Here is a 26,480-nt window from a genome sequence, read left to right as displayed (position 1 = left end):
AGCACACCCGTTCGATACCGAATGTGCCACGCGGAAGACCTGTGTCGTGGTTAGGTAGTGGAGTGCCAATCAGCATTCGACGTTTGAGTCCCGGCGAGTTTTCCATCCTCGCGCCCGCCCTTGTGGGGATCTACGTTTCGGCGATGGGCTATGACCCACAGATAAGTAACCAACGCGTGCGCGTCTGGCGCGGCGAGGTCACTGCCCCTGGGTTTACTGCTTTGGCCGCAATCGACGGGGACACGGTGGTGGGCGGCTGCTACGGCTTCCTCGGCAGCCGCGAACGCTGGTGGGACAAGCAGCTGGTACGCGCAATGGAAGATAACGGCGGTATAACCCCACAGCGCCAGGACCTGCTCAACAGCTATTTCGAGGTAGCCGAGATCCACGTCCACCCCTCACAACAGGGCGCCGGCATCGGTGCTGCCATGCTGCGCGAGCTACTGCGCCTTGCCCCGGCAAAGTGGGCAGTACTTTCCACCCCGGAGGTGGACAATGAGGCCAACAACGCGTTCAGCCTGTACCGCAAATTTGGATTTGAAGATGTCGCGCGGGATTTCTACTATCCCGGCGACACCCGCCCTTTTGCCATCCTGGGTAGGCGCTTGCCGCTTGATCTGTAGTCTTAGAGGCTATGCAAGCCCCATCATCCCAACAGATCCCTGATTTCGAGCACATCCCTGAAGCGGTCAACGCGGAACTTGAGCGTTTCTTCCGCCAGCGCGACAGCGATATTGCCAAGCTTGGGGGCCCGGTTACCGCAGCTGTGGGGCACTTGGAGCGATTCGTTCTTGGTGGCGGCAAGCGTATCCGTCCGCTGTTTGGCTGGGCAGGGTTTGTCGGCGGCGGTGGCCTGCAAAACCAGAGTGAGGATCCTGCTGCGGTGCTGCGCGCGGTTACAGCTCTGGAGTTCATCCAGGCCTGCGCCTTGGTGCATGACGACATCATTGATGCCTCCGATACTCGGCGCGGCAACCCCACCGTGCACCGCAGCGTTGAAGCCTCCCACCGCGCGCAGGGTTTTCGCGGAAACGCTGAGGTGTTTGGCACCAACGCCGCTATCTTGATCGGTGATCTGGCTCTAGTGTGGGCTGAAGATATGTGGCGCGGCTCCGGTGTGAGCACCGAAGCCTTGGCCCGTGCTGAGAGCGCGTGGCGTGGTATGCGCACCGAGGTTATCGGCGGGCAGATCCTGGACATCATGCTGGAGGCCGAGGGCAGCGAGTCTGTGGAAATGGCTGATCGCGTGAACCGCTTCAAAACTGCCGCGTACACCATTGAACGTCCCCTGCATCTCGGGGCGGCGCTCGCGGGTGCTTCCGAGGAAGTCATCGAGGCGTTCCGCGGCTACGGCGAGGACATCGGCATCGCTTTCCAGCTGCGCGATGATCTGCTTGGTGTCTTCGGTGACTCCGCGGTGACCGGCAAGCCTGCTGGTGATGACATCCGGGAGGGCAAGCGCACCGTGCTGTACGCAAGTGCGCTTTCGCTTCTGGACGCGGCGTCAAGCCCCCACGCCGCCACTCTTCGCGACGGCATCGGCGTCGCCTCCGACCCCGAGCACCTGCAGGAACTGGCGCGCATTATTGAGCAAAGCGGTGCCGTCGACACGGTAGAAGAGCGCATTGAGGCGCTTACCACCTCAGGGTTGGCAAAGCTTGATGCAGCTGACCTACCCGAAAACGTGCGGGAAAACCTACGCGCACTGGCTATCAAGGCCACCGCGCGGCACAACTAGAACCTACGTAGAACGCCACACTTAGAACGCCATGGCCTGCGCGCGGCGAATCACTTCGCGCGCACCGTGGCCATGCAACGCGTCTACTGGGCGCCCCGGCAGGGACGCATCGGGCGTGAACAAAAAGTGGAGGATTTCTTCGGGGTTAAAGCCGCCGTCTGCAAGCACGGTGATCGCACCCGCTACAAACTTGGATAGCTCGCCCTCGTCCAGAAGCGCGGCGGGAATGTAGCGCACACCGTCTTTGCGGTAGGCCACAAGCTTGCCTGCGGCTACAAGGTCGTGGACCTTGGTTACCGGTACGCCGAGGGTTTCGGCAACGTCGGGGTATGCGAGCAGTTCTTCGTCTGCAAGCAAAGCGTCAAGGGTCTGTGGCTGCTGTGGCTGTTGCTGTGGTGTATTCACGGTGTGTAAGTGTAATGCCATACTGGTTGCATGCAGTTGGCAGTTGGGGACTATTTAGATAACCGCTATGTCATTGACCGTGCGATTGCACGCGGCGGCATGGCTACCGTCTACCGCTGCGTGGATACTCGCTTAGGCCGCGAGGTCGCGGCGAAGGTAATGCATGAGCAGTACGTGCACGATCCGGTGTTTGCGGAGCGGTTTCGCCGCGAGGCACGCGCTATGGCACAGCTGAGTCACCCGAACCTGGTCAACGTGTACGACTTTTCCTCTGAGGGCGACGCGATCTTTTTGATCATGGAGCTGATCACTGGCGGGACGCTGCGTGAGTTGCTAGATGAACGCGGTCCGATGCCTGCGCATGCTGCAGCGGCTGTGATGCGCGGGATGCTCACCGGTCTTTCGGTTGCACACCGCAAGGGGTTGATTCACCGCGACATTAAGCCGGATAACGTGCTGATTGATGCGGATCACCGCGTAAAGCTGGCGGATTTCGGGCTAGTGCGTGCTGCTGCCGATGCCACGCATTCCACGGATCAGATTGTGGGCACGGTCAGCTACCTTTCCCCCGAGCAGGTAGACGGCTCCCCCATGACACAGTCCTCTGACGTTTACGCCGCCGGCATCGTGCTCTTTGAGCTGCTTACCGGCCGCACGCCATTTTCTGGTGAGACTCCCCTCGCCCACGCCTATGCGCGCCTGCGTGAGGACGTCCCGCCGCCTTCAGCCTGGATGCCTGGGGTGCCCATGCTTTTCGACGAGCTCGTGGCCACCGCAACCGCCCGCCACCCCGAAGATCGCTTCCGCGATGCAGCGGAGTTTTTGGGAGCGCTTGAAGATGTTGCGGATGCACTGGCGCTACCGGACTACACAGTGCCGGTACCTCGCAACGCCGCGGCGAACCGTGCGGCAGCGCACCCGACAGTCTTTGGGGTCGGCGCTCCACGTGCGCGCGACGAGCGCCTCTTCCCGGAAGCGCCGTCGGCCACACGCTACGAGCCAGCCGTGCCCGCACCCGCTCCGGCACCCGCCCCCGAGCGTGCGCCCCTGCCAGCGCCCGCACCCGAGCACGTTGCGGCCCCTGCCCCGCAGCCGCAGCGCACGCCGGCGCCGCGCCCCCGCGCGGTGAGTAACCGCGGCGGGTTCGCTATCACGCTGTTTGTGGGCTTTGCCATTGCCGCCACCGCCGCCGTGTTGGTTGGCGGCTGGTGGTTCGGCTCGGGCATGTACGGGATGTTCCCGCCGATTTTTGTGACCGGCCAGTAGCCGGCCAGTAGCCGTCAGTAGCCTGCTAGTAACGCAGCATCTCCGCGACCAAGAAGGCCAGCTCCAAGGCCTGCTCGGTGTTCAGACGCGGGTCGACCGCGGACTCGTAGCGGCCCGGCAGGTCCACGTCGGTGATGTCCTGGGCGCCGCCGAGGCACTCGGTGACGTTCTCGCCGGTGGCCTCCACGTGGATGCCGCCCGGGTGGGTGCCCAACTCACGGTGGACCTCGAAGAAGCCCTGGACCTCATCGATGATCTTGTCAAAGTGGCGGGTCTTGTAACCGTTGGATGCGGTCACGGTGTTGCCGTGCATCGGGTCACACTGCCAAACCACCTTGTGGCCAGATGCTTCCACTGCCTTGACAATGCCCGGCAGCACGTTGCGCACGTTGTCGTGGCCCATACGGGTGATCATGGTGAGTCGGCCCGGCTCACGGTTCGGGTCCAGCTTGTCCGCGTACGCCACTGCCTCATCCGGCGTGATCGACGGGCCAAGCTTGATGCCAACCGGGTTTTCAATCAGGGCGGCGAAGTTCACGTGGAAATCATCAATGCCGCGGGTACGCTCGCCGATCCACAGCTGGTGCGCGGACAGGTCGTAGAGCTTGGTTTCGCCCTTGTCGTTTTCCGCGATGCGCAGCATTGCACGCTCGTAGTCCACCAAAAGTGCCTCGTGGGAGGCGTAGAACTCAGAGCGGCGCAGGTTATCGTCGTTCACACCACAGGCGTCCATAAACGCCAAGGAGCGCGAAATCTCACGGGCCAGCGCCTCGTAGCGAGCACCCGCGGCAGATTTGCGCACGAACTCACGGTTCCAGTCATTGATGTGGTGCAGATCCGCCGTGCCGGAAGACACCAACGCACGCACCAGGTTCATCGCTGCAGAGGAGTTCGCGTACGCGCGCACCATACGGGCCGGATCGTGGCGGCGTGCCTCCTCAGTCGGCTCCACACCATTAACAATGTCGCCGCGGTAGTTCAGCAGGCCGTTTTCGTCGTAATCAGAGGAACGCGGCTTGGCGTACTGTCCGGCGATACGGCCAAGCTTGATCACCGGCATCGACGCACCGTACGTCAGCACCGCCGCCATCTGCAGCAGGGTGCGGATGTTGGCGCGAATGTGCGGCTCAGTGTTGGACTCAAAGGTCTCTGCGCAGTCGCCTCCTTGGAGGAGGAATGCTTTGCCCAACGCAACGTCTGCAAGCTGAGCCTTCAGCTTGTTCACCTCTGGGGCAAGCACAACCGGCGGCACAGACTCCAGAATCTTGCGCACATAGTCCGCCTGATTCGGATCCCACGACGGCTGCTGCTTCGCGTCGAGGGAAAGCACGTCGAGCCATCGCTGGTTCAGATCTCCCGGCAGCGGGGGCAGATCGGGCAGCACATCCTTGGGAATATCGATAGTCCAACTCACGCTAATAGTTGTACCACGCCCACACGTTCAATGTGTGAAATATCAGTTCCGCAATGTGGACACCTTGCCGTCGCGAGTCAACGGCAACGCTTCCGCACACGCTTTGTACTTGCGCAAGTTGTGCCGCGCGTCCACCAACGCGTTGTGGTTTCCGTCAGGCAGCTTCGGCAAACGAGGACGCCCTGCCATCAGCCAGTACTGCTTCAACTCACGCGTGTAGCGCGGCAGCTGCCTGGGCAAACCACGCATGTCACCCCACAGTTGCGCAAGCACGACATGGTCGTAGGCACCCACCCATGCCCACAGTTCCGGCTCCCCACGCGCGGTCAGGAACGCAAACAGCTCATCACGGATGGTCTCCAACGGCTTCCACACGTCTGCACCAGCCTCGGGCAGCTTGTCCAGCACGTTGTCACGCACCCAACTATTGGCTTTCGCCGGATCAAACTCAGTGGATACGGCGTAATATTCGCGCCCATCCTCGGCCACAACGCCAATGGAGATCAGCTCGATCGTGGAGCCGTCTTCGATAAATTCAGTGTCGTAAAAGTACTTCACGCTTTGGGCTTCTTGCTTGTCGACGCCGCGTTGTCCCCCACCCGCGGCCAAAACATAATCACCGCCACTGTCAAAACAGCAATCGGCGCGAGCACCGTGTTGTGAAACTCAAGAGTGTCTGCAATCAGGTACGCAATCACCGTCACCACCACAAGGACGATACGTACAACCAGATCTTTATCCATGCCACGACTCCAAAGCACCACCCGGCTGCGCACCTTCCGGATAGTTTCCTGTTGCTTCTAATTCTTTCTTCACGTCAGATGCGTAAATGTCCACATACGGGTTTTCAGAAAGCGCAGCCAGCTTCTGCATGCAGTAATCCGTAAACGGACGCATGACCTCGCGCGATTCTGGGTCAAACCCGTTCTCATGTGCCCACGCGTGCGGGTCAATCGGCTCACTCAGTTTGATGTGCACCTTCACCGGGCGCAGCATCCACGAGCCGATTGGGTTGGCCTCCCGCGCGCCAAACATGGCCACGAGGACAATCGGTGCGCCACTGGCCATAGCAATGCGAGCCACACCAGTACGCCCCTTGTACACACGCCCATCGGGTGAGCGAGTGCCCTCCGGGTAGATACCAAAGACGTCACCACGCTCCAGCACCTTTGTGGCAGCTTCCTGCAGCGCATCGCCAGCATCTTTGCTTCCACGGTCAACCGGAATCTGGCCCACCGCACTAAAGAAGAACTTTTGCAGCCTGCCTTTGATGCCCGGCGCGGTGAAGTACTCATTCTTCGCCGGGAATTGGATCTGACGCGGCATCATCAGCGGCAGGTAGAACGAGTCCATCACGGACTGGTGGTTAGACACCAAGATCACCGGGCCGGTGTCTGGGACGTGCTCCTTGCCCTCAATCGTCGGGCGGTTATACACCCGCAGAGGAAGTCCGAAGATTACCTTGAAAAACGAGTACCACCGGTTTTTCATATGCAGGATCCTTCTAGTTCGTCTTCACGCGGGCCAAATCAGCTACGCCGATCATACCCGCCTGGGGGCCCAGCTTTGCCTGCAGTACCTCAGGCACTGGGCGGTAGCCCGCGCCGACCATGGTTTCTCTCATCTCTGTGCAGGCGGTGTCCAGGAACAGATCCGCATCCGCGCTTACTCCACCGCCCAGCACAATCAGGGAAGGATCGAGCACGTCAGCGACAATGGAAAGCCCGCGCCCCAGCCAAATGCCGAAGCTTTCCAGCGCTGCCAACCCCAACGGGTCACCCGCTCGCGCGGCATCCATGACGTCGTGGCCCGTGGCCCGCTTGTCCACTACCTTGCGGTACAGCCCACAGTCAGTGAACTCACCCTGAGTGGCGCGCTCCACCGCGCAATCTACTAACGACGTGCCAGAGGCATATCGCTCCAAACATCCCTTCTTCCCACACGAGCACACACGCCCACCGGGCACGACGGTGAGGTGTCCAAACTCCGGTGCAGTACCAAACGCGCCGCGGTAGATCTCGCCTTTGTGCATCAAGGTTGCGCCGATACCCGTACCGACGGCGAAAAACACCCACGTCTCAGCATCTTTCGCCACACCGAAGCGGTACTCACCCCAGGCGGCGGCGTTCGCGTCGTGTTCAAGGCGCACCGGCAGACCAATGGCGGCTTCCAACTCTTTGCGCACCGGCGCATCATTACGCCACGCCAAGTGCGGAGCGAACCGCACGACCTCGCACTCTGGGTCTAAAAAGCCGGCAATTGCCACGCCCACCGCACTGATGTTGTGCTCAGCGCGCAGCTGTTCCACCATGTCCACGATCGCCTTGGTCAGGCCCGCACCGGTATCCGGCGTAGCACCAGAGCGCACCGCGATCACGCTGCCGCCAGCATCCACCACAGCCGCGCGAGTGTTCGTTCCGCCGATATCAAACCCGACAGTCAGCGGCGAAGAAGTTGCAACCATAGGTGCCAATCGTAGACTCCCCCGCTCTCAATACCCGTTTCAACTACCCAGCACGTCCACCAAAACGTCGCCCAATGCCTGCCAAGCGAAACGTTCGGTGACAAATTGGCGGCCGAAGGGCAGCCCGTTGGCGTCGATAAGCAACCTGCTCACAGCAGCAATGAGTGCATCCGTGTCGCGGCCGGGAACCACAATGCCAGAATCCGCTGCAACCGTCTCGGGCGCGCCACCGGAATCCCCCGCCACCACGGGTACGCCGCACGCCTGGGCCTCCAGATAGACAATGCCAAGGCCCTCAACATCCAAACCGCCGAAACGCGTGCGTGCCGGCATGGCAAACACATCTGCGGCGGCAACGATGTCGCGCAGCATGTCACGCTCCACCGCACCAGTAAAATGCACCCCCTCGGTGGCCATGGATTCCAGACGAGCGCGATACGGTCCCTCCCCCACGATCACCAGCTGCGTGCCGGGTACCTGCTGCCGGATCTCCGGCAGGGCACGGATCAGCTGGTCCTGGCCCTTCCGGCGCACAAGGCGCGAAGCACACACCACCAACGGCGCATCCCCAATACCCAAAACCTTTCGAGTTTCGGCGCGTTTTTCGGCGCTTGCAGGGCGGAAATACTGCGTATCTACCCCCGAAGGCAACGCCACGTAGCGCGGCTGATTACCAAACACCGGCCGCAAACGCCCGTAGGTATAGGTGGAAATGTAGGTGATGACGTCGGCGTGGCGCCCGATGGCTTGAAGCGCCTGGCGGGCGCCTGGCAGCATCGACCAGCCCACCTCATGCCCATGCGTAGTGGCGACGACGCGCTTCGCACCCGCCTGCTTCGCTGCCTTGCCCATCAACCCAAGCGGGGCTGCAGCGCCGAACCAGACGGTGTCAATGTTGTGCGCACGAATCAGCTCTTGCATCCGGCGCGTCGTCGCCGGCGTAGGCAACATCACCCGACGCGGCCAACGGACCACCTGAAAGGGCTGCACTGCGTCGAACGCCTCGGTGCCTTCATTGCCTTCCGGCGTGGAGGCAAACACCACGATCTTCTCAGCACCACAGCGCGCGATGTACTCATTGACGTAATCACGCAGGTAGGACTGAATCCCGCCAACAGTGGGCGGGAAATCATTGGTGACAAGCAGCACCGACATAGTGGCTAGTAGCGCACCGCACCAGAGATAGGCATGGAGTCATACGGCACCACCTGGACAGGAATGCCGTAATCAGAGGAATGCACAATCATTCCATTGCCTATGTACATGCCAACGTGCGTTGTCCCCGGAAAGTAGCCAATAATGTCGCCCGGCTGCAGGTGGCTAAGCGGCACCGGGGTTCCTCCCGCAAGCTGCGCCTGCGAGGTACGCGGGATACCAATGCCATTTTGTGCGTAGGCGTACACCATGAGCCCAGAGCAGTCGAACGCGTACGGGCCGGTCGCTCCCCACCCATAAGGCTTGCCCAACTGCCCCATCGCAGAGGCGACCACCCCGCTCGTTGCGCCCGGAAGAGACAGGCCAAGCAAGTCAACAGGGCCGTCCTTAGCAATCCAGCGGGAACGCTCCTCAGGCGTCAGGTTATCCACGCGGTGCTCAATCTCACGCACACGCTCTTCCAAATCCTCGTGCTCACGCTCGAGCTCATCACGCTTCCGGTGCAGCTCCTCGCGCTCCCGCTGCGCTTCATCCATCGCGCGGGTCACAGCATCCGAGCGCTCTGACGCAAAACGCGTTGCCTCATTGAGCCCATCAAGCGTGCGCCCAGCGCTGCGAGTCAACGCCCCCAAGTACGCGGCCCGGTCAATCGCCGCCTGCGGGCTACCGGACTCAAGCGTGTTCAGCAGCAACTCCTGCTGATTGTTGCGGTAGCGCGACTGCGCAATCCCATTGACTTGCCCCTGATAACCCGCGCGCGCCCCGCTCGCCCGCTCAACATCTACACGTGCAGCATCAGCATCAGCGTGCAGCTTGTCAATGTGCTGCTCCTTAGCCGCAATCTCGTCTTCGAGCGCCTTGATCTCTTCCGACTTCGCGGTCGTATCGTGGGAAACCTGCTCAAGCGCCTCAATCAGGTCATCGATCTCGTCTGCACCCGCCTGCACCGGCACGACTATCGACGCAAGCAGCGCGCCCGCCAGGACCCCAGGAACATACGACTGCCTAGACCTACGCTTTGAGTGCTTCCCCACGCCTGAAAACCTCTTCTCAATCCCACAGCGCTATATAAAACCGTTATCACTATAGCGGCGCACGCCACGCCTTCCAAGCCCTTTGCCACACTTTCCGCGGCGCGGAAAAACGGGTGTGTAGTGCAGGTATGCAGAGTTACGGATGTGGCTGGAGGGAAGGATGTGGGCGGGGACGTTGTGGCGTCGAAAAGCAAAAAGCCCGGCCCCTTCAGACAGGGAACCGGGCGAAGAAGCTCGCTTTAGTGGAAGCGGAATGCCGAGTGGATCGGCATCAGGTTCAGGCTGCGGTAGCCAACCGGAATGCCGGAGTTCAGCGCGTCGATGATCTGGCCATTGCCAGCGTAGATAGCAACGTGGGACGCACCGCCGTAGTAAGCGACAATGTCACCCGGCTGCAGCTGATCCAGCGGCACACGCTGGCCAGCGGAAGCCTGAGCCTGAGAGGTACGCGGGATGTTGATGCCAGCCTGGGAGTAAACCCAGGAGGTGAAGCCAGAGCAGTCGAACGCTGCCGGGCCAGCCGCGCCGTAGACGTACGGTGCGCCAACCTTCGCACGGGCGATGTCAACGATCTGCTGGCCCTTGTTCACGGCCGGAGCAGGCTCAGCAGCCGGCAGCGGCAGCGCGTCAGCCACAGCAGCGACGTTTGCAGCCGGCGCCGCCGGAGCAAACTGAGACTGCACAGCCTCAATAGCGTTGTTCAGCTCAGGAACGGCGTTAACAGCCGGCACGTTACGAGCCGCATCAACAGCAGCCTGGACGTTGTCTGCAAGGCCCGGGATGGCATCGAAGTTCGGCAGACCAACCTCGGTTGCGCCCGCAGTCGGTGCGATCAGCGTTGCGCCAGCAACTGCTGCGGTAGCTGCGGCCACTGCACGGGTTGCAGTGTTGGTCTCCTGGCGACGGTGTTTAGCCACGAAAGTGTTCTCCATATCATCTCAGTGCCTACCGGGTTAGCTGTCGGGTTGGGCTTGAGAGCCAGCCCTGGCTCGCTCCGTAGCGCTTGTCGCGCTATCCTTGCGGCCATTCACCCCAGGGGGTGGATCCATTTGGATCCTGTTGTGGGCCCCCGGCTTCCACATCCTGGCCACCCTTTGTGACCATGCCGTGGAATTCGGCTTATATGTTGTTTTCGTACCTTGCGTCAACGTATGTCGTCGCAATGTCTCGGTTAGATTACGAAACGGCAACGACAATGTCCACCCACCGCGCCGTTACAGATTCGTTATTTGTAAAAATTGCCCCAATTCGGGGGCACCAGTGCTGGAGAGTCGGCGGAACCATCACCTATTTCGAGCATCACGAAAGGTCCGTGACCTGCATGTTTTGGAAGCGGGCGCGTGAGTAGACAGGTACCGGGATGTGAGTTGTCTGACCGTTCGAAGCTCCGATGTGAATTGCGCTACGTAACCGGTTTGTTACATAACAAAACCCCCTCCCTTGGGAGGGGGTTTCACGCGTAAGCGACCGCAGGCTTAAGCGTTAGTCACGCGGGGTGGCGTCACGATCAGCGAGGTGCTTGGTCTCCTCAAGCTGACGCAGCGTCTCAACCTCTTCGTGGTGGTATTCGGCAGCCTTCTCGCGGACCTTCTCGGTGACACCGATCGGAGCCGGCTTGAACTTACCGATGGTCTCGGAGTCAGCGAAGCCAAGCTGGTTGAGCTGCTTCGGCACACGTGCACCGCCGTACTCAAGCGGAATCGGGTGGCCGTGCTCATCAACCGGGCCGAGCGGCTGGTGGATCTCAACGAAGGCACCGTTCGGCAGCTTCTTGATGATACCGGTCTCAATACCGTGCTCCAGAACCTCACGGTCGGAGCGCTGCAGACCAACACAGATGCGGTAGGTGATCCAGTAGGCAATCGGCGGCAGAATGATCAGGCCGATGCGACCGAACCAGGTCATCGCGTTCAGGGAGATCTGGAAGAAGTGTGCAACGTGGTCGTTACCACCAGAGACGGTCAGGATCATGAAGAAGACGATCCCCATGACGCCCAGGCCGGTACGTGCCGGAACGTCGCGCGGACGCTGCAGCAGGTTGTGGTGCGCGTCATCACCAGTGACCTTCTTCTCAATGAACGGGTATGCAATCAGCAGACCAACCATCACACCACACATTAGGGCAACCCAGAAGGCACCCGGGATGGTGTAGTTGCCGAGGTAGAGCTCCCAGGCCGGCATAACACGAGCAGCACCGTCAGTCCACAGCATGTACACGTCAGGCTGGGAACCAGCAGACACCTGCGACGGGTTGTACGGGCCGATGTTCCAGATGCCGTTAATGGTGGTCAGACCAGCCATTGCAGCGAGCACTGCGAAGACGATCATCATGAAACCAATTGCCTTGACGGCGAAGACCGGCATGATGCGGATACCCACAACGTTGTTCTCCGTGCGGCCAGGGCCCGGGAACTGCGTGTGCTTCTGGAACCAGACGAGCAGCAGGTGAGCTGCGATCAGAGCCAGGATCAGGCCCGGCAGGATCAGCACGTGCAGGATGTAGAAGCGGTCCAGCATCAGGTCGGACGGGAAGTCACCACCGAAGATGGCCCAGTGGGTCCAGGTACCAATGATCGGCACGGACAGGATGATCGCGGACATAATGCGCAGGCCCACACCGGAGAGCAGGTCGTCCGGCAGGGAGTAGCCCATGAAGCCTTCGATCATGCCGAGCAGGATCAGGGTGACACCGATGAGCCAGTTAGCCTCACGCGGGCGACGGAACGCGCCGGTGAAGAAGATACGCATCATGTGGGCGAACATCGACATCATGAACATCAGTGCAGCCCAGTGGTGCATCTGGCGGACAAACAGGCCGCCGCGCACGTCAAAGGAAATATCAAGTGCCGTTGCGTAGGCGCGAGACATCTCGACACCGTTGAGCGGCAGGTACGCACCGTCATAAATGACCTTGGTAATGGACGGGTCAAAGAACAGTGCCAGGTAAATACCAGTCAGCAGAAGGATGATGAAGCTGTACAGCGCCATCTCACCGAGCATGAAGGACCAGTGGCTCGGGAACACCTTGTTGAGCTGAGCGCGGAGGAAGCCAGCGCCGGAGAGGCGCGAATCAGCGTTGTCCGCGGCTTTAGCGAGTTTTGTAGTCATTAGGACTTACGCTCCCAGAATGCCGGGCCAACGGGCTCGATGAAGTTGCCGTTGGCGATGAGGTAACCTTCTTCGTCAATTGTCACAGGCAGCTGCGGCAGCGCACGAGCAGCCGGGCCGAAGATCGGCTTAGCGTACTGCAGCGCGTCGAACTGCGACTGGTGACACGGGCAAAGGATGCGGTTCGTCTGCGCCTCGTACAGCGAGGTCGGGCAGCCGATGTGGGTGCAGATCTTCGAGTAGGCGTAGTAATCGCCGTAGTGGAAGTCTTCCTGCCCCTCACGCTCCACAACCTTCTTCGCATCTGCGGAACGCAGGCGAATCAGCATGACCGCGTTACGCGGACCGTGGATGGAGTGCATGTGGTTTTCGTACACATCGCGCTCCGGGTTGTACTGCGCACCGTCGTTCACATCTTCCTCGTACAGCGGGAAGACGGTCTCCATAGCTGCAGCAGCCAGGTCCTCCGGGCGCATACGCACCAGGCGGGAAACGCCGGCAGTGGTGAAGTGCTCCCCTGCCACGCCGGAGTGCTTTTCAGCAATCGCACCGGTGTCGCGGCCCAGGTAGATCTTCACGCCCTGCTCGTGCAGGGTCCAGCCGTGCGTCCACAGGGTGCCGTCACCGTGGTAGCCAAGAGCGTGACGCTCACGCCACGGGTTCTTGATCATGCCACCCATCGGGGCGATAACCACGAGGCCGGCAAGAACACCAGCGGTGCCGAGCAGGCCCTTGAGGGCCTTGCGACGACCCAAGGTGGAGGTCTCCCACGCATCGTTCAGCAGAGCGGTGGTCGTGCGGCGGTCCAGCTCAGAGGAGCGGCCGTCATGACGACGCTGTACCGAAATCTCTTCCGGAATGAACTTCTTGACGTACTGGATGATGGCGAAGCCAAGCGCAGCAAACGTCAAACCTGCAGTCAGACCCAGCAGCGGGGTGTACAGGGTGAACGTCAACAGACCTTCATCACCGTGGAACTTCGGCTCCCACGGCCAGAACAGGTACACACCCAAGAACGCAATTGCCGAGAGTACGGAGACAACCAACCATGCGGTGATGCCGGCAGCTGCCGACTTCTCGCGCGGGTCGCCCTCTACCGGGTAACGCTCCTTGCGGTAGGCCACCGTAACGTCATCGAGCTCGGTACCCAGAGCAGCGAGCTCGGCATTGCTCATGCGGTCGAGCTCTTCAGTCGTGTAGTTCTTCTTCACATCACTCATGAGCGAGATCCAATCCAAATAGCACCGGCAGCCACGAGGGTCACGCCGATAATCCACATCGCCATACCTTCAGACACTGGGCCTAAGCCACCGAGGCCGTAGCCACCCGGGCTCGGAGTCTCCTTGGAGGACTTGATGAAGGCAATGATGTCCTTCTTCTCATCAGCGCTGAGCTGACGATCAGAGAACTTCGGCATGTTCTGCGGGCCAGTCAGCATCGCCTGGTAGATCTCCTGCTCATTCGCAGGATCCAGGACCGGTGCGTACTTACCGGAGGACAGTGCGCCGCCACGGCCGGTGAAGCTGTGGCAGGAAGCGCAGTTCAGGCGGAACAGCTCGCCACCACGGGCGACGTCCTCTGCCTTCATCTGTCCATCAAAGTTCTTGCCACGGAGCTCCTCCATGGCGAGCGTGCCGTCCGGGTTGTACACCAGCTCCGGGCCGCCACCGTTGGCAGCAACGTATGCAGCCAAAGCGAGTGCCTGGGACTCGGTGTAGCGCGGACGCTTGCGCTCCGCCTGTGCGTCGTTGGACATCATCGGCATACGGCCAGAGTTGACCTGGAAGTACACGGCGCCTTCGCCGGTACCAATCAGGGACGGACCGCGGCCCTCAACGCCCTGCAGGTTCGCGCCGTGGCAGGTAATACAGGCCACGTCGTAGAGATCCTTGCCCTCTTGAATCATTGCCTGCTCATCACGCTGGGCAGTTGCAACCTGCGCGTTCGGCGCAAGCGCGGATGCAAGGAAACCCGCGCCGGTCAAACCCAACGTAAGCGCTGCAGCACCAGCGACGGTGCGCTGCGTCTTGCGACGGCTACGCGTCTTCTTAGGTGTGTTTTCCATCTTGTTCCCTTAAAAGAAATGCTTTGAGAAGTACGTCAGTTCGCCTGACTACTGGACCAGGTACAGCGTGATGAACACGCCAACCCAGATCACGTCAACGAAGTGCCAGTAGTAGGACGTTGCCATTGCGGCGGTTGCCTGTGCAGGGGTGAACTTAGACTTCGAAACGCGCATCATCACAACGATGAAGGCGAGGATGCCTGCCGTCACGTGAGCCATGTGGAAGCCGGTGATGATGTAAATCATCGAGCCATACACACTGGACTGAATGGTCACACCCGCGTGAATCATCTCCGTCCACTCAATACCGACGAGGACGAGGAACACGAAGCCGAGCGCGATGGTGACGCCGAACCACTTGCGCAGCCCGAATACGTCACCCCTTTCAGCAGCGAAGACACCCAGCTGAGACGTCACCGACGAGGTCAGCAGAACGACGGTAATAATTCCGCCGAACGCCACGTTCAGGTGCGCCGTCTGGTTGCCCCAATCGCCAGCCGTCAAGCCGTTAGCTCGAGACACGAAGTACATCGAGAACAGGCCAGCGAAGAACATTAATTCTTGGGCGAGGAACGCAATCGTGCCGACGCTGACCATATTGGGACGGTTCAGCGCTGCGACGCGATCATGCGGTGTCGCCATACCTTGGTTAGAAATTGCGGTCGTCACGCATGTGATTATCCCCTGAAAGAGCCGTAAAGTCACCTCGATTACCCCCGAAATTTTTCTGAACGTAGGACCACAACCTGCTCTTTTTGGTCATAAAGGTGTTGCAGAAAAAGTTTTTTCAAAAGTCGGGAACTATTTAGGCCCGATATCCGACTGTTATCCATGCAGGTCATCCGCAAAGGCCGAGAAAATCAGGCCGAAATGGACGCATGTTGCCCCTCTCCGGGGCGTGCCCAACACCGCGTTTGATACTTACGGAATAGTTCCCAATTGTGTTTAACGTCACACCATCTGCTCCCCCACCTTTAAGGGTCCACCTTTCGGATGACCCCCGTATCTCACAGACAAAGCAAAACCCCGCCGGCTCCGAAGTGCTATCGGAGCGGGCGGGGTATTCCCAGTCGGTGAAGGCTATGCCGACATTAGTGCTTCTCGCGCGGAATGCCGTACTGCAGGTTCAGCTGGGTGGTAGCCCAGATCAGGAACACTGCACCGAAGGCGATCAGCCACAACTGGTAGAAGGCGATGCCCAGGCCCAGGAAGAAGATCGCACCAGCCATGGCGAGCGGCCAGATGGAGCTCGGAGAGAAGAAGCCCAGCACGCCAGCGCCGTCCTCAATCTCAGCCTCTTCCCAGTCCTCCGGGACGATGTCCATGCGACGCTCAGTGAAGTCGAGGTACACCGCAAGCATGAAGCACAGTGCGGTAGCCAGTACCAGTGCGACAGAACCAACCCACTCGGTGCCGAACAGCCACGCGTCCTCACCAATCCAGGCAGTGGAAATGATGTAGAACACCGCCATCAGGGCCAAGAAGGTGCCGATTGCGTAGAAAACTCTTGCGCCAGTTCCCATTTTTTACACCTCTCTCTTAAACGTTCGCGTTCGGGTCTTGGTAGTTGATGCCGTCGCGGGAACCGGTACGGTCACTCACAAACGGGCGGGTGGAGGTTGCGTACGGTGCCTCACCGATAGCGCGCAGCGCATCAGAGTTCGGTGCCTGCGGGTTAGCAGTACGGAATGCAACGTAGTCGCGGAACTTCTCCGGGCTCACAGCGCGAACCTCGAAGTTCATCATTGCGTGGTAGGTACCGCACATCTCAGCACAGCGGCCAACGAATGCGCCCTCGCGGTCGATCTGCTCGATCTGGAAAGCACGCTGCTGCTGGTTGGACTCCGGGTGAGCGTAAGCGTCACGCTTGAACAGGAACTCCGGTACCCAGAACGCGTGGTTCACATCGCCAGAAGCGAGGCGGAACTCAATCGCGGTCTCCGTCGGCAGAACGAGAACCGGAACTTCCTCGGTGGAACCGATGGTCTCGATCTCATTGAAGTTCAGGTAGGAGATATCACCCGTGGAGGTGCCGTGAATCGGGTTCGCGTTGCGGGTGCCCTCCGGGTCAAACTTCGTTGCATCTGCGAGCGCCTGACGCTCCTCATCAACACCGTCGTACGCCTGGCCGTCTGCGGTGAACTCACCGTCAATTGCTGCGTAGCCAAACTTCCAGTTCCACTGGTAGCCGGTGACGTCAACCGTAACCTTGGGATCCTTGTTCAACGCCGTAGCATGCGTCTGCGACTGCACGGTGAAGAAGAACAGCACCATGACGATGATGATCGGCACGATGGTGAGAATCAGCTCAAGCGGAACGTTGTACTGCAGCTGCTTCGGGAACTCCGGAGCACCCTGCTTCTCGCGCTTCTTGTTGTTCCAAGCAAAAATCGCGGTGAGGAACAGACCCCACATGATGATGCCGATGATCCAAGCGGCAACCCAGGTCCATACCCAGAAGTTGTACATCTGAGCACCCTCAGGGGTAACCGGGTCCGGCCAGCCCATGTCCATGAGTCGATTGACCGCGTCCGGCGCTGCTACGTCACAGCCAGTGAGCGTCAGCCCACCGAGCAGGAGCGAAGCCGCGATGCCAGCCTTCTTGGCAAAGCTGCGGTTCGTGTGCTTTTCCACGTGTGTTTGCCTTCCTGTCCACACTTCATGTTCATGCTCTGGCCGCTTCGTTCACGGTTCTTCGCAGCTTTCGCGAAAAAGTGCACGAAACTGCCAGAACATTCCTACCCAGTCAGAATAGTTCAAATGAATTCCGGTGTTGGAATTCCAAGCGCTTCACTTCGCTTCCTCGCTCGGGGGTGGCCCGTCAACCGGAGAAACCCCCGCTTGTTGGGGTACGTGCTGGGCTTTTGGCGTGGCGTCGATAAGCAAAAGCTCTTCCTTCGTCCAAAAGTTGGCCCCCTTTCGGGGCACGGCAAAAGATGGACCGGCGCGGTTGCCAGATGTTGGGTGCTCGTCTCTATTGTGGAGGGAAGCAACACGCGCACCTTATATATAGGAGAGGTTTCCAAATTATGTGCGGTCTTCTAGCAATGCTCACGGCCAACGGCGCAGGCGCCTCCTTTGTTGAGCCTGTTGAGCGGGCGCTTCCCTGCATGTACCACCGCGGCCCTGACGCCGCCGGCACGTGGAACGACGCGGACGCGGTTTTCGGTTTCAACCGCCTCGCCATCATTGACATCGAGCATTCCCACCAGCCACTGCGGTGGGGACCTGAGGACAACCCGCAGCGTTACGCCCTGACGTTTAACGGTGAGATCTACAACTACATCGAACTGCGCGAAGAGCTGCAGAAAGAGGGTTTCAGCTTTGCGACGGAAGGCGACGGCGAACCCATCGTTGTTGGCTTCCATCACTGGGGCGAGAAGGTAGTCGAGCACCTGCGCGGCATGTTCGCCTTTGTTATTTGGGACACGGAGACAAAGACGATGTTTGCCGCCCGTGACCAGTTCGGTATCAAGCCGTTGTACTACGCAACAACCGAGACGGGCACTGTTTTTGCTTCTGAGAAGAAGTCCATCCTGGAGATGGCGCCTGAGCTGGGCCTGTCGCTGGATCTGGATCGCCGCGCAATCGAGCACTACGTGGACCTGCAGTACGTCCCGGAACCGGAGAGCTTGCACACCGGGATCCGTCGCGTGGAGTCCGGCTGCACGGTGACGCTGACCCCGGGCGGGACGGTTAAGTCCAAGCGCTACTTCAAGCCCCACTTCTCCCCCACTCCTGTGGTGAAGGGCAAGGAGCAGGACCTCTACGACCGTATCGCTGCCGCGCTTGAATACTCTGTGGCGAAGCACATGCGCGCTGACGTCACCGTGGGCTCTTTCCTCTCCGGCGGCATTGACTCCACCGCCATTGCCGCGCTGGCCAAGCGCCACAACCCGGACCTGTTGACGTTTACCACCGGCTTTGAGCGCGAGGGATACTCCGAGGTGGACGTTGCCGCCGAATCTGCTGCTGCGATCGGCGTGGAGCACATTGTCAAGATTGTCTCGCCCGAGGAATACGCCGACGCGATTCCGAAGATCATGTGGTACCTGGATGATCCTGTGGCTGACCCCTCGCTGGTGCCGCTGTTCTTCGTGGCCCAAGAGGCACGCAAGCATGTCAAGGTAGTGCTCTCCGGCGAGGGAGCGGACGAACTGTTTGGCGGCTACACCATTTATAAGGAGCCGCTGTCGCTTGCGCCGTTTGAGAAGCTGCCGGCTGCGTTGAACCGTGGGCTGAACCGTCTTTCGCGCGTTTTGCCGGATGGAGTCAAGGGCAAGAGCTTGCTTGAGCGCGGCACGACCCCGATGGAAGAGCGGTACTACGGCAACGCTCGCTCCTTTAACTTCGAGCAGCTCCAGCGCGTGCTGCCGTGGGCGAAGCGCGAGTGGGACCACCGCGAGGTCACCGCACCGATCTACGCCACCTCCACCGAGATGGATCCGGTTGCGCGCATGCAGAACCTCGATCTGTTCACCTGGATGCGTGGCGACATCCTAGTCAAGGCTGACAAGATGAACATGGCCAACTCGCTTGAGCTTCGCGTTCCGTTCCTGGACAAGGAAGTCTTCGAGGTTGCGCAGACCATCCCGTTTGACCAGAAGATTGCCGGCGGCACCACCAAGTACGCGTTGCGCAAGGCGATGGAGCAGATCGTGCCGCCGCACGTGCTGCACCGCAAGAAGCTGGGCTTCCCGGTACCAATGCGCCACTGGTTGGCCGGCGATGAGCTCTTTGGTTGGGCCCAAGACACCATCCGCGAGTCCCAGACCGACGACATCTTTGCCAAGGATCAGGTCCTGGAGATGCTCAAGGAGCACCGTGATGGTGTCTCTGACCACTCGCGTCGCTTGTGGACGGTCCTTGCGTTTATGATCTGGCACGGCATTTTTGTCGAGCATCGCATTGATCCGGGCATCGAGCACAAGGAATACCCGATTCAGCTTTAAGGAGGACCTGCTCATGTGGACCAAGAAACGGGTACTGACTACCATCGTCGCGATGCTCAGTGCGCTGCTCCTCGCAGTCGGCGTCGTGGCGTTCGTCTACGGTCCGACGCTCACCGCGATGCTCACGGGCACCGCTCGTTTCGCGGGGACGCAAACACCAAAGCGGTACAGCGCAACGGTGCTCGCACTCGCTGAGCAAGGCATCTACGCAGACTCAAAGGAGTTCGAGGAGGCGAAGGCCCGCGCAAAGGAGGCTGCAAAACAGGCTGATACGCTTCACGACGTTTACCCCGCCCTCGAGGACGCAATCAAAGCAGCTGGCGGCAAGCACTCCCGTCTGATTGAACCTGGTAACCCTAACCTCGGCTGGACTATGGAAGAGAAGTCGGAAGCCGTAGTCAGCGTCGAAGGCGGTGTTGCGGTGGCAACCGTGCCTTGCGTCGACCGGCACGCGGATGTGCAGGGCTACGCAGACACGCTCGCAACAGGTCTTGCTTCGGCACGTGATGCCGGGGCATGCGGGGCGGTCGTTGACCTGCGTGGCAACGAGGGGGGCGACATGGGTCCGATGGTCGCAGGCCTCTCCTCACTGTTGCCGGACGGCACGGTGCTCGAATTCGTCTCTCGGACGAACACTACCCAGGTCACGGTTGAGGGGAACTCGGTGACCGGCGGCGGCACCCCGATCACGACTTCTGGCGGGAAGTGGGATGCGCCGGTGGCCGTCTTAGTCGATGGCGACACTGCTTCGTCGGGCGAGGCCACGATGCTGTCGTTCCGGGGGCTTGAACACTCCCAAAGCTTCGGATCCCCTACTGCGGGCTATGCGTCGGCAAACATGGTGTTCGACTTCCCAGACGGCAGCCTGCTGATGCTGACTTTCGCGAAGGACAAGGCGCGCACTGGTGAGGAGTTCGCCGAAGATCCGGTGCAGCCCGACGTCGAAACGGAGACGCCTCTCGAAGAGGCCAAACATTGGCTTTCGACCGAGCACGGTTGCAACTAGTCCACGCAGACGAAACACCCCGCGCTCCCCTTAATCATGAGGTGGGCGCGGGGTGTTGGCGTCGAAAAGCTACTGCTTAGTTAAAGCTGTCGCCGCAAGCGCAGGCGGAGCCAGCGTTCGGGTTATCAATGGTGAAACCCTGCTGCTCAATGGTGTCAGCAAAGTCGATGGTTGCGCCGGTCAGGTACGGCACGCTCATCTTGTCCACCACGAGGCGGACACCGCCAACCTCGTCGATCTTGTCACCGTCAAGCTCACGGTCATCAAAGTAAAGCTGGTAGCGCAAGCCTGCGCAGCCACCCGGCTGCACGGCAATACGCAGGGAAAGGTCGGTGCGACCTTCCTGGTCTAGCAGCGCCTTTGCCTTTGCGGCAGCTGCCTCGGTCAGGGTTACGCCTGTTGCGGAAGTAGGTGCAGTCATTGTTTTCTCCTCACGTTCTTGGTGGAGTTTGCGCCCAGCGTACTCCAACTACGCCTTGCAACGTCACGCACACCCTACCTATTCCTGCATCCCGCCTTTGGACTATGGGGGTGGCCTTGTAGCCTAGGACTCGTGAAACTTCCCTGGCAGAAATCTGAAACGGCAGCAGATGCCGAAACGTTGAGCACCGACACCTCCGCAGAAACCGCCGCGGCGGCTGAGCCTGAACCGCAGTACCCGAAGGGCTACACCCCGCCGAAGGGTAAGCCGACGCCGAAGCGTCATGACCAGGAGGTCAAGCGCGGCGTGGTGCGCGATCCGAATGCGGCGACGCCGGCGCAGCAGGCGCAGCGTCGTAAAGAGTTAAAGCAGTCCATGAGCAAGGAAGAGTGGAAGGCGTACAAGCAGCAGGAGCGCGAGGAGCGCCGCAAGGCATCGCGCGAGATGCAGCAGCGCATTGACGCAGGTGATGATCGCTACCTCATGGAGCGTGACCGCGGTGAGGTCCGCCGCTACGTGCGCGACTGGGTGGATTCGCGCCGCCTGTTTAATAACTACGCCATGCCGTTTGCCATGGTCCTGCTCGCGGTGATGTTTATTGGCACGTTCTTGCCGCGTCTGGCTGCTGCGCTGAGTATTGTGACGTTTATTTTTGTGGTCACGATCTTCTTGGAGGCGTTCATCGTTGGCAAGCGTGTGAACAGTGATGTTCGCAAAAAGTTCCCGGGCACTACGGACACTGGTTTTGCGCTGGGTATGTATGCGTGGACGCGTGCGTCGCAAATGCGCAGCTGGCGTTCCCCGAAGCCGCAGGTTGCGTTGGGTCAAAAGGTCTAAGCCGTGGCTGTGCAATTCCCGCCAGTTGAGGCGCCGAATGCGTCCCGAAAGCAGACGATTCTGGACAGCCTGCAGGTGTCGGTGCCCGGCCGCTCCCTGGGGCGTTTAGCGCAGATCGGTGCGTGGGCTGCGGCGGTGCAGGGTGCGGATGTTCCGCAGCCGTTTACGCGTGCGCGTGCGGTGGTTGTTGCTGGCAATCATGGGATTGCGCGTCGTGGCGTCTCGGCGTGGGTTGAGGATGCCGCGCAGCAGCAGGTGCAGCAGATCGCTGCAGGTGGCGGGCCAGCTAATGCGGCTGCCAGGCTTGCCGGTGGGAGCATCAGGCTTGTCGACGTTTACGTGAACCACCCCACCCGCCCCATCGACACCGAACCCGCCATGACGCTTCAGGCGTGCACGGAGGCCTTCGAGCACGGCATTGCTATTGCTGACCAGGAGATTGATGCCGGCGCGGACCTGATCATCTCGGGTGATTGCGGGGTTGGAAACACCACGGTGGCCGCAGCACTGTTCGGGGTGTTCACACGCACGGAACCGGTGAAGGCGATCGGCCGGGGTTCCGGAATCAATGATGAGGTGTGGAAGGTCAAAGTCACCGCGATTAGGGACGCAATGTTTCGAGTGCGATCCTTCCGCGATGATGAAGAGCGCGTGATCGCAGAGATTGGCGGGCCAGATTTCGCCTGTTTGGTGGGACTGATTGCGCAGTCGGCGGCACGCCGTACCCCCGTGGTTATTGACGGCGCGTATACCGCCGTTGCCGCCTACGTGGCTGAGCGCATGGCGCCAGGCACGAAGCGCTGGCTGATTGCCAGCCAGCTCACGGCTGAGCCTTGCCACGTGACCTGCCTGGAAGCGCTCGAACTTGAGCCGGTGTTGGCGTTGGACTGCACCGTCGGCCAGGCAGCCGGCGGGTTGGCGGCGTTGCCAACAATCAACCTCGCCGCCGAGCTAGTCGCTGACGCCCTGGCGGACGCCACCTAACCCGGGTTTAAACCGGGCCTAACCCCGGTTTAAACCAGGCGGTAGTTCCAGCCGTGGGTGTCTTCCACGGTGCCGTTTTGGATACCGCGCAGGCGCTCACGCAGCTGCAAGGTGATTGGGCCTGCCTCGTTGTTGTTAATGGTGAACTCACCATCGGCAGACAGCACGCGGCCCACAGGCGTGATCACAGCGGCGGTACCGCAAGCCAGCGTCTCGGTGATCTGGCCGGACTCGGCGCCGTTGCGCCAGTCGTCGACAGTAATCTTGCGCTCCTCCGGCGCATAGCCCAAGTCCTCCGCAACCTGCAGCAGGGACTTGCGGGTAATGCCTGCCAAAAGGGAGCCGGACAGCGCAGGCGTAATCAGCTTGGCGTTATCGCCGGAGCCTTCGACGAACATGAGGTTCATGCCGCCCATTTCCTCGATGTACTTACGCTCGATTGCGTCCAGCCACACAACCTGGTCGCAGCCCTTCTCCTCTGCCTCAGCCTGAGCCAGCAGGGATGCGGCGTAGTTGCCGGCAAACTTTGCGTCACCGGTACCACCAGGTGCTGCGCGGACGTACTCCTTGGAAATCCACACGCTGACCGGCTTGATGCCGCCGGAGAAGTACGCACCGGCAGGTGAGGCAATGAGGTAGAAGGTGTACGAGCTACTCGGCTTAACCCCCAGGGTTGCCTCCGTAGAAATCATGAAGGGGCGCAGATACAGCGCTGCCTCGCCGCCGGCTGCCGGGACCCAGTCCTGGTCCACGGTCACCAGCTGCTTGATCGCTTCGATGAATGTCTCTTCCGGCAGCTCCGGCATGGCCAAGCGGTGTGCGGAGTGCTGGAAACGGGCAGCGTTTTGCTCCGGGCGGAACGTGGTGATGGAGCCATCTTCATGGCGGTATGCCTTCAGGCCCTCGAAGATGGCTTGACCGTAGTGCAGCACGCTGGTTGCCGGGTCCAGAGAAATTGGGCCGTAGGGGCGCACGCGTGCGTCGTGCCAGCCGTCCTCTTCCGTCCACTCGATGGAAACCATGTGGTCAGTGAACGTTTTGCCGAAGGCTGGGTTTTCCAGGATCGCCTGACGCTCGGCGTCGCTCACGGGATTGTCGGTTTTGGTAATGCTGAATTCGATCGAAGACATGACCTAACCTTACTCCTATGAAGTTGAACAATTTCAGCGCCCGCGGCACGACCGTGGCGCTTCGCACTGCTGACACTGCCCCTACTACTGCTGCACGCATCGTCCCTATTGCCAACGGCGATGATGGCCTTGAGCTTCCGGTGACGTCTCTTGCACCGGAAGGCTTGCTCGACGCACTGTCCGCTCTCGGCGCCAAGGGTGGCGCTGGCGAGACGCTTCGCCTGCTTATCGACGGCACCGTGTACCTCACCACCGGCCTCGGCAACGCCGACGACATCGATGATGAGGCGGTACGCCGCGCCTACGGTGTCGCAGCCCGCGCGCTTGGCGATATCAAGGAAGCCGCCGCATCCTGTGAGTTTGGCACCCAGGCCGTGGTTGAGGGCCTGCTTCTGGGCAGCTACAAGTACGCAGGCTTCAAGTCTGAGAACGACAGCTCCCCTGCCACCGTGACTGTGGTTGGCGCTGACCAGGAGGAGTTTGAGCGCGCGGTAGCCGTGGCCGATTCCGTGAACTTCTCCCGTGACCTGGTCAACACCCCGGCCGCGTTCCTCTACCCGGAGGCCTACGCCGGCATTGTCAAGGACCTCGCCGAAGAGTGGAAGGACGAGGTTGATCTGACAGTTGAGGTCATCTCGGGCGACCAGTTGACCCAGCAGGGCTTCGGCGGCATCGTGGCAGTTGGCAAGGGCTCCAAGAACGGCCCGCAGCTGGTACACGTGTCTTACAACGGTGGCGGCGACAAGCACATCGCCCTGGTTGGCAAGGGCATCACGTTTGATACCGGCGGGATCTCCCTGAAGCCTTCCGCGAATATGGAAGACATGATTTCGGACATGGGCGGTTCGGCCGCGCAGTTGGGTGCGATCGTTGCCGCAGCAAAGCTGAAGCTACCTGTGCGAGTCGAAGCGTGGCTGCCTATGGCTGAAAACATGCCGTCGGGCAACGCAACCCGCCCGGGCGATGTGATCACCCACTACGGTGGCAAGACCTCCGAGGTGCTCAACACCGACGCTGAGGGCCGCCTCGTGCTTGCCGACGCTATTGCGCGCGCATGCGAGGACAACCCGAACTACCTGATTGAGGCCGCAACCCTGACCGGCGCACAGCTTGTCGCACTCGGCGCACGCACCACCGCCGTGATCGGTTCCGACGAGTTCCGCGACACCGTCGCCGAAATTGGCCGCGGCGTCGGCGAGCCGGCTTGGGCAATGCCGCTGCTTGAAGAGCAGGAAGAGGAACTGAAGTCCCCTGTTGCTGACATGCGCAATGTACACAACAAGCGCACCGGCGGCACCAGCTTCGCAGGCCTCTACCTGTCCAAGTTCGTGCCGGAGGACGTTGAGTGGGTCCACCTGGACATCGCTGGCCCGGCATGGAACGGCGGCTCCCCCTACGGCTACGTGCCTGCACGCGCAACCGGCGCGCCGGTACGCACCATCGTGGAGACGATCAGCCGCATTGCTGCTGACCAGGTCTAGTCTCTGGGTCTAGCTGTAAGGATTCTCGCCGCGCTCAAACTTAGCGCGGCGTTCCTTTTGCTCCGCACGCTTGCGCAAAATGCGCTCCTGCTCGATTTTCTTGCGCATGCGGTCGGGGTAGCCGGTCTCCTCAACGTCGTAAAGCGAGATGCCCAGCATGCGGGCAACCTCATCAATGCCCTTCGGCCCACCGATTCGGCGGCGGGTGTAGTTGCCCTTTTCATCCACCAACACCACGGACATTTCATTAACCATGGTTTCCGGCTCAACAAAACCCTCAACAAAGGTGCGCCCCTGGACCCAATCACGCAAATATGCAGCGTCGTCAGGGCGGATCGTCTCCCCCGGAGCACGGGGTGGGGCGAACTGAGAATGGCGTTTGCCTCTGCCGAAAAGGTTGAACACGTCGAAACATCCTAGTTCAGGGGGTGCAAATAGCAACGCGCCGAGGCGATAGCGGGTAGTCTGTGAGACCGTATAACTTCCACAAAGATTATGAGGAGACGTTGCAACCATGGCGCACTCAGTAGAGATGCCCGAGCTGGGCGAGTCTGTAACCGAAGGCACGATTACGACCTGGCTGAAGGAAGTCGGCGACACCGTCGAGGTAGATGAGCCGTTGCTGGAGGTTTCCACCGACAAGGTTGACACGGAAATCCCCTCCCCCGTCGCCGGCGTGATCCTGGAGATCAAGGCTGAAGAAGACGACACCGTTGAGGTGGGCGACGTGATTGTCATCATCGGCGAGGAGGGTGAAGCAGCTGATGCTTCCTCCGACAAGACTGAAGAAGCTGAGGCTGAAGCTGAGGAGGCTCCGGCCGAGGAAGCTTCCGAGGAGAAGGAAGAGGCACCGAAGAAGTCTGGCGGTGCTTCCGGTTCCGCAACCGACGTTGCTATGCCGGAGCTGGGCGAGTCCGTAACCGAGGGCACGATTACCACCTGGCTGAAGGAAGTCGGCGACACCGTTGAGGTGGACGAGCCGCTGCTGGAGGTCTCCACCGACAAGGTTGACACCGAGAT

Annotated in this window: 26 protein-coding genes, 1 pseudogene and 1 riboswitch; of the genes and pseudogenes, 9 read left to right on the top strand and 18 right to left on the bottom strand. The window is 60.6% G+C overall.

Annotated features, from left to right (window positions below; all coding sequences use genetic code 11):
• Window positions 1-62 precede the first annotated feature (62 nt).
• Window positions 63-623 (top strand): GNAT family N-acetyltransferase, encoded by a 561-nt coding sequence (locus tag HMPREF3104_RS11380; protein WP_052203618.1) that lies wholly within the window; start codon window positions 63-65, stop codon window positions 621-623.
• Between the two features lie 11 nt (window positions 624-634).
• Window positions 635-1,738, top strand: coding sequence for a polyprenyl synthetase family protein (locus HMPREF3104_RS11375; RefSeq protein ID WP_070496005.1), 1,104 nt, complete (start codon window positions 635-637; stop codon window positions 1,736-1,738).
• 21 nt (window positions 1,739-1,759) lie between these two features.
• On the opposite strand, the gene HMPREF3104_RS11370 is transcribed toward HMPREF3104_RS11375, so the two are convergent.
• Window positions 1,760-2,164: an Rv2175c family DNA-binding protein gene (locus HMPREF3104_RS11370; RefSeq protein ID WP_070496003.1), complete on the bottom strand. Its 405-nt coding sequence runs from the start codon at window positions 2,162-2,164 to the stop codon at window positions 1,760-1,762.
• A 9-nt stretch (window positions 2,165-2,173) separates the two neighbouring features.
• Here HMPREF3104_RS11370 and HMPREF3104_RS11365 point away from each other — a divergent pair.
• Window positions 2,174-3,391 (top strand): annotated as a pseudogene (locus HMPREF3104_RS11365) (protein kinase); the annotation flags it as partial.
• A gap of 43 nt (window positions 3,392-3,434) precedes the next feature.
• On the opposite strand, the gene HMPREF3104_RS11360 reads toward HMPREF3104_RS11365, so the two are convergent.
• The 14 genes from HMPREF3104_RS11360 to HMPREF3104_RS11295 all read right to left on the bottom strand — a co-directional run bounded on the left by HMPREF3104_RS11360 (window position 3,435) and on the right by HMPREF3104_RS11295 (window position 17,283).
• A complete protein-coding gene (locus HMPREF3104_RS11360; protein ID WP_052203612.1) occupies window positions 3,435-4,823 on the bottom strand; it encodes a class II 3-deoxy-7-phosphoheptulonate synthase in 1,389 nt (462 codons plus the stop codon).
• 42 nt (window positions 4,824-4,865) lie between these two features.
• The gene (locus tag HMPREF3104_RS11355) at window positions 4,866-5,381 is read right to left on the bottom strand and encodes a polyadenylate-specific 3'-exoribonuclease AS (protein ID WP_070495999.1); all 516 of its coding nucleotides are present in this window, start codon (window positions 5,379-5,381) and stop codon (window positions 4,866-4,868) included.
• On the bottom strand, window positions 5,378-5,566 hold the full coding sequence (locus tag HMPREF3104_RS11350; RefSeq protein ID WP_052203610.1) for a hypothetical protein: 189 nt from the start codon (window positions 5,564-5,566) through the stop codon (window positions 5,378-5,380). The genes HMPREF3104_RS11355 and HMPREF3104_RS11350 overlap by 4 nt, the downstream gene beginning before the upstream one ends.
• A complete protein-coding gene (locus HMPREF3104_RS11345; protein ID WP_070495997.1) occupies window positions 5,559-6,314 on the bottom strand; it encodes a lysophospholipid acyltransferase family protein in 756 nt (251 codons plus the stop codon). The genes HMPREF3104_RS11350 and HMPREF3104_RS11345 overlap by 8 nt, the downstream gene beginning before the upstream one ends.
• 13 nt (window positions 6,315-6,327) lie before the next feature.
• Window positions 6,328-7,287 carry an ROK family protein gene (locus tag HMPREF3104_RS11340; protein WP_052203606.1) on the bottom strand — a complete coding sequence of 320 codons (960 nt, stop codon included), beginning with the start codon at window positions 7,285-7,287 and terminating at the stop codon, window positions 6,328-6,330.
• Between the two features lie 39 nt (window positions 7,288-7,326).
• Window positions 7,327-8,442, bottom strand: coding sequence for a glycosyltransferase family 4 protein (locus HMPREF3104_RS11335; protein ID WP_070495995.1), 1,116 nt, complete (start codon window positions 8,440-8,442; stop codon window positions 7,327-7,329).
• Between the two features lie 5 nt (window positions 8,443-8,447).
• On the bottom strand, window positions 8,448-9,476 hold the full coding sequence (locus HMPREF3104_RS11330) for a C40 family peptidase (protein ID WP_070495993.1): 1,029 nt from the start codon (window positions 9,474-9,476) through the stop codon (window positions 8,448-8,450).
• A 239-nt stretch (window positions 9,477-9,715) separates the two neighbouring features.
• On the bottom strand, window positions 9,716-10,393 hold the full coding sequence (locus tag HMPREF3104_RS11325) for a C40 family peptidase (protein ID WP_052206317.1): 678 nt from the start codon (window positions 10,391-10,393) through the stop codon (window positions 9,716-9,718).
• Between the two features lie 13 nt (window positions 10,394-10,406).
• A riboswitch (cyclic di-AMP (ydaO/yuaA leader) is annotated at window positions 10,407-10,606 on the bottom strand.
• Between the two features lie 352 nt (window positions 10,607-10,958).
• Window positions 10,959-12,584: a cytochrome bc1 complex cytochrome b subunit gene (locus HMPREF3104_RS11320; RefSeq protein WP_070495991.1), complete on the bottom strand. Its 1,626-nt coding sequence runs from the start codon at window positions 12,582-12,584 to the stop codon at window positions 10,959-10,961.
• Window positions 12,584-13,804, bottom strand: coding sequence for a cytochrome bc1 complex Rieske iron-sulfur subunit (locus tag HMPREF3104_RS11315; protein ID WP_070495989.1), 1,221 nt, complete (start codon window positions 13,802-13,804; stop codon window positions 12,584-12,586). Before HMPREF3104_RS11315 ends, HMPREF3104_RS11320 begins: the two co-directional genes overlap by 1 nt.
• Window positions 13,801-14,649 carry a cytochrome bc1 complex diheme cytochrome c subunit gene (locus HMPREF3104_RS11310; protein ID WP_052203600.1) on the bottom strand — a complete coding sequence of 283 codons (849 nt, stop codon included), beginning with the start codon at window positions 14,647-14,649 and terminating at the stop codon, window positions 13,801-13,803. Before HMPREF3104_RS11310 ends, HMPREF3104_RS11315 begins: the two co-directional genes overlap by 4 nt.
• A 48-nt stretch (window positions 14,650-14,697) precedes the next feature.
• Window positions 14,698-15,318, bottom strand: a complete 621-nt coding sequence (locus tag HMPREF3104_RS11305; protein ID WP_210386508.1) for an aa3-type cytochrome oxidase subunit III — start codon at window positions 15,316-15,318, stop codon at window positions 14,698-14,700.
• A 422-nt stretch (window positions 15,319-15,740) separates the two neighbouring features.
• The gene (locus tag HMPREF3104_RS11300; protein ID WP_052203599.1) at window positions 15,741-16,172 is read right to left on the bottom strand and encodes an aa3-type cytochrome oxidase subunit IV; all 432 of its coding nucleotides are present in this window, start codon (window positions 16,170-16,172) and stop codon (window positions 15,741-15,743) included.
• A gap of 16 nt (window positions 16,173-16,188) precedes the next feature.
• Window positions 16,189-17,283, bottom strand: coding sequence for an aa3-type cytochrome oxidase subunit II (locus HMPREF3104_RS11295; protein ID WP_052203597.1), 1,095 nt, complete (start codon window positions 17,281-17,283; stop codon window positions 16,189-16,191).
• A 395-nt stretch (window positions 17,284-17,678) separates the two neighbouring features.
• Here HMPREF3104_RS11295 and asnB point away from each other — a divergent pair, with 395 nt between their 5' ends.
• Both asnB and HMPREF3104_RS11285 read left to right on the top strand, forming a co-directional pair.
• Window positions 17,679-19,601: an asparagine synthase (glutamine-hydrolyzing) gene (gene asnB, locus HMPREF3104_RS11290; protein ID WP_070495987.1), complete on the top strand. Its 1,923-nt coding sequence runs from the start codon at window positions 17,679-17,681 to the stop codon at window positions 19,599-19,601.
• A gap of 13 nt (window positions 19,602-19,614) precedes the next feature.
• Window positions 19,615-20,607, top strand: coding sequence for a S41 family peptidase (locus HMPREF3104_RS11285; protein WP_210386507.1), 993 nt, complete (start codon window positions 19,615-19,617; stop codon window positions 20,605-20,607).
• A gap of 76 nt (window positions 20,608-20,683) precedes the next feature.
• Here HMPREF3104_RS11285 and HMPREF3104_RS11280 read toward each other — a convergent pair whose 3' ends face one another.
• Window positions 20,684-21,028 carry a HesB/IscA family protein gene (locus HMPREF3104_RS11280; protein WP_052203586.1) on the bottom strand — a complete coding sequence of 115 codons (345 nt, stop codon included), beginning with the start codon at window positions 21,026-21,028 and terminating at the stop codon, window positions 20,684-20,686.
• 132 nt (window positions 21,029-21,160) lie between these two features.
• Between HMPREF3104_RS11280 and HMPREF3104_RS11275 the strand changes: the two genes are divergently transcribed.
• Window positions 21,161-21,865, top strand: a complete 705-nt coding sequence (locus HMPREF3104_RS11275) for a DUF3043 domain-containing protein (protein ID WP_070495985.1) — start codon at window positions 21,161-21,163, stop codon at window positions 21,863-21,865.
• Between the two features lie 3 nt (window positions 21,866-21,868).
• Window positions 21,869-22,849, top strand: coding sequence for a nicotinate-nucleotide--dimethylbenzimidazole phosphoribosyltransferase (locus HMPREF3104_RS11270; protein WP_070495983.1), 981 nt, complete (start codon window positions 21,869-21,871; stop codon window positions 22,847-22,849).
• A gap of 29 nt (window positions 22,850-22,878) precedes the next feature.
• Here the strand turns inward: HMPREF3104_RS11270 and HMPREF3104_RS11265 are convergent, their stop codons facing one another.
• Window positions 22,879-23,979 carry a branched-chain amino acid aminotransferase gene (locus HMPREF3104_RS11265; protein ID WP_070495981.1) on the bottom strand — a complete coding sequence of 367 codons (1,101 nt, stop codon included), beginning with the start codon at window positions 23,977-23,979 and terminating at the stop codon, window positions 22,879-22,881.
• 17 nt (window positions 23,980-23,996) lie between these two features.
• On the opposite strand from HMPREF3104_RS11265, the gene HMPREF3104_RS11260 reads away from it, so the two are divergent.
• Window positions 23,997-25,460, top strand: coding sequence for a leucyl aminopeptidase (locus HMPREF3104_RS11260; protein WP_070495979.1), 1,464 nt, complete (start codon window positions 23,997-23,999; stop codon window positions 25,458-25,460).
• Between the two features lie 9 nt (window positions 25,461-25,469).
• Here HMPREF3104_RS11260 and HMPREF3104_RS11255 read toward each other — a convergent pair whose 3' ends face one another.
• Complete coding sequence (locus HMPREF3104_RS11255; protein WP_052203575.1) at window positions 25,470-25,865, bottom strand: hypothetical protein; 396 nt, start codon at window positions 25,863-25,865, stop codon at window positions 25,470-25,472.
• A gap of 109 nt (window positions 25,866-25,974) precedes the next feature.
• Between HMPREF3104_RS11255 and HMPREF3104_RS12835 the strand changes: the two genes are divergently transcribed.
• A partial coding sequence (locus HMPREF3104_RS12835; RefSeq protein WP_305763977.1) for a biotin/lipoyl-containing protein occupies window positions 25,975-26,480 on the top strand: 506 nt, incomplete at its 3' end.

The organism is Corynebacterium sp. HMSC30G07 (assembly GCF_001806945.1).
GTDB classification, from domain to species: domain Bacteria; phylum Actinomycetota; class Actinomycetes; order Mycobacteriales; family Mycobacteriaceae; genus Corynebacterium; species Corynebacterium riegelii.
The sequence above is the reverse complement of the archived record's forward strand: the minus strand, read 5'-3'. Positions and strand labels throughout refer to the sequence as shown.

Excerpts from the sequence above, each read along its gene's own strand:
- HMPREF3104_RS11375 (WP_070496005.1), top strand. The coding sequence starts at position 635 with ATGCAAGCCCCATCATCCCAACAGATCCCTGATTTCGAGCACATCCCT.
- HMPREF3104_RS11370 (WP_070496003.1), bottom strand. The coding sequence starts at position 2,164 with ATGGCATTACACTTACACACCGTGAATACACCACAGCAACAGCCACAG.
- HMPREF3104_RS11350 (WP_052203610.1), bottom strand. The coding sequence starts at position 5,566 with ATGGATAAAGATCTGGTTGTACGTATCGTCCTTGTGGTGGTGACGGTG.
- HMPREF3104_RS11345 (WP_070495997.1), bottom strand. The coding sequence starts at position 6,314 with ATGAAAAACCGGTGGTACTCGTTTTTCAAGGTAATCTTCGGACTTCCT.
- HMPREF3104_RS11340 (WP_052203606.1), bottom strand. The coding sequence starts at position 7,287 with ATGGTTGCAACTTCTTCGCCGCTGACTGTCGGGTTTGATATCGGCGGA.
- HMPREF3104_RS11335 (WP_070495995.1), bottom strand. The coding sequence starts at position 8,442 with ATGTCGGTGCTGCTTGTCACCAATGATTTCCCGCCCACTGTTGGCGGG.
- HMPREF3104_RS11320 (WP_070495991.1), bottom strand. The coding sequence starts at position 12,584 with ATGACTACAAAACTCGCTAAAGCCGCGGACAACGCTGATTCGCGCCTC.
- HMPREF3104_RS11315 (WP_070495989.1), bottom strand. The coding sequence starts at position 13,804 with ATGAGTGATGTGAAGAAGAACTACACGACTGAAGAGCTCGACCGCATG.
- HMPREF3104_RS11310 (WP_052203600.1), bottom strand. The coding sequence starts at position 14,649 with ATGGAAAACACACCTAAGAAGACGCGTAGCCGTCGCAAGACGCAGCGC.
- HMPREF3104_RS11300 (WP_052203599.1), bottom strand. The coding sequence starts at position 16,172 with ATGGGAACTGGCGCAAGAGTTTTCTACGCAATCGGCACCTTCTTGGCC.
- asnB (WP_070495987.1), top strand. The coding sequence starts at position 17,679 with ATGTGCGGTCTTCTAGCAATGCTCACGGCCAACGGCGCAGGCGCCTCC.
- HMPREF3104_RS11285 (WP_210386507.1), top strand. The coding sequence starts at position 19,615 with ATGTGGACCAAGAAACGGGTACTGACTACCATCGTCGCGATGCTCAGT.
- HMPREF3104_RS11280 (WP_052203586.1), bottom strand. The coding sequence starts at position 21,028 with ATGACTGCACCTACTTCCGCAACAGGCGTAACCCTGACCGAGGCAGCT.
- HMPREF3104_RS11265 (WP_070495981.1), bottom strand. The coding sequence starts at position 23,979 with ATGTCTTCGATCGAATTCAGCATTACCAAAACCGACAATCCCGTGAGC.
- HMPREF3104_RS11260 (WP_070495979.1), top strand. The coding sequence starts at position 23,997 with ATGAAGTTGAACAATTTCAGCGCCCGCGGCACGACCGTGGCGCTTCGC.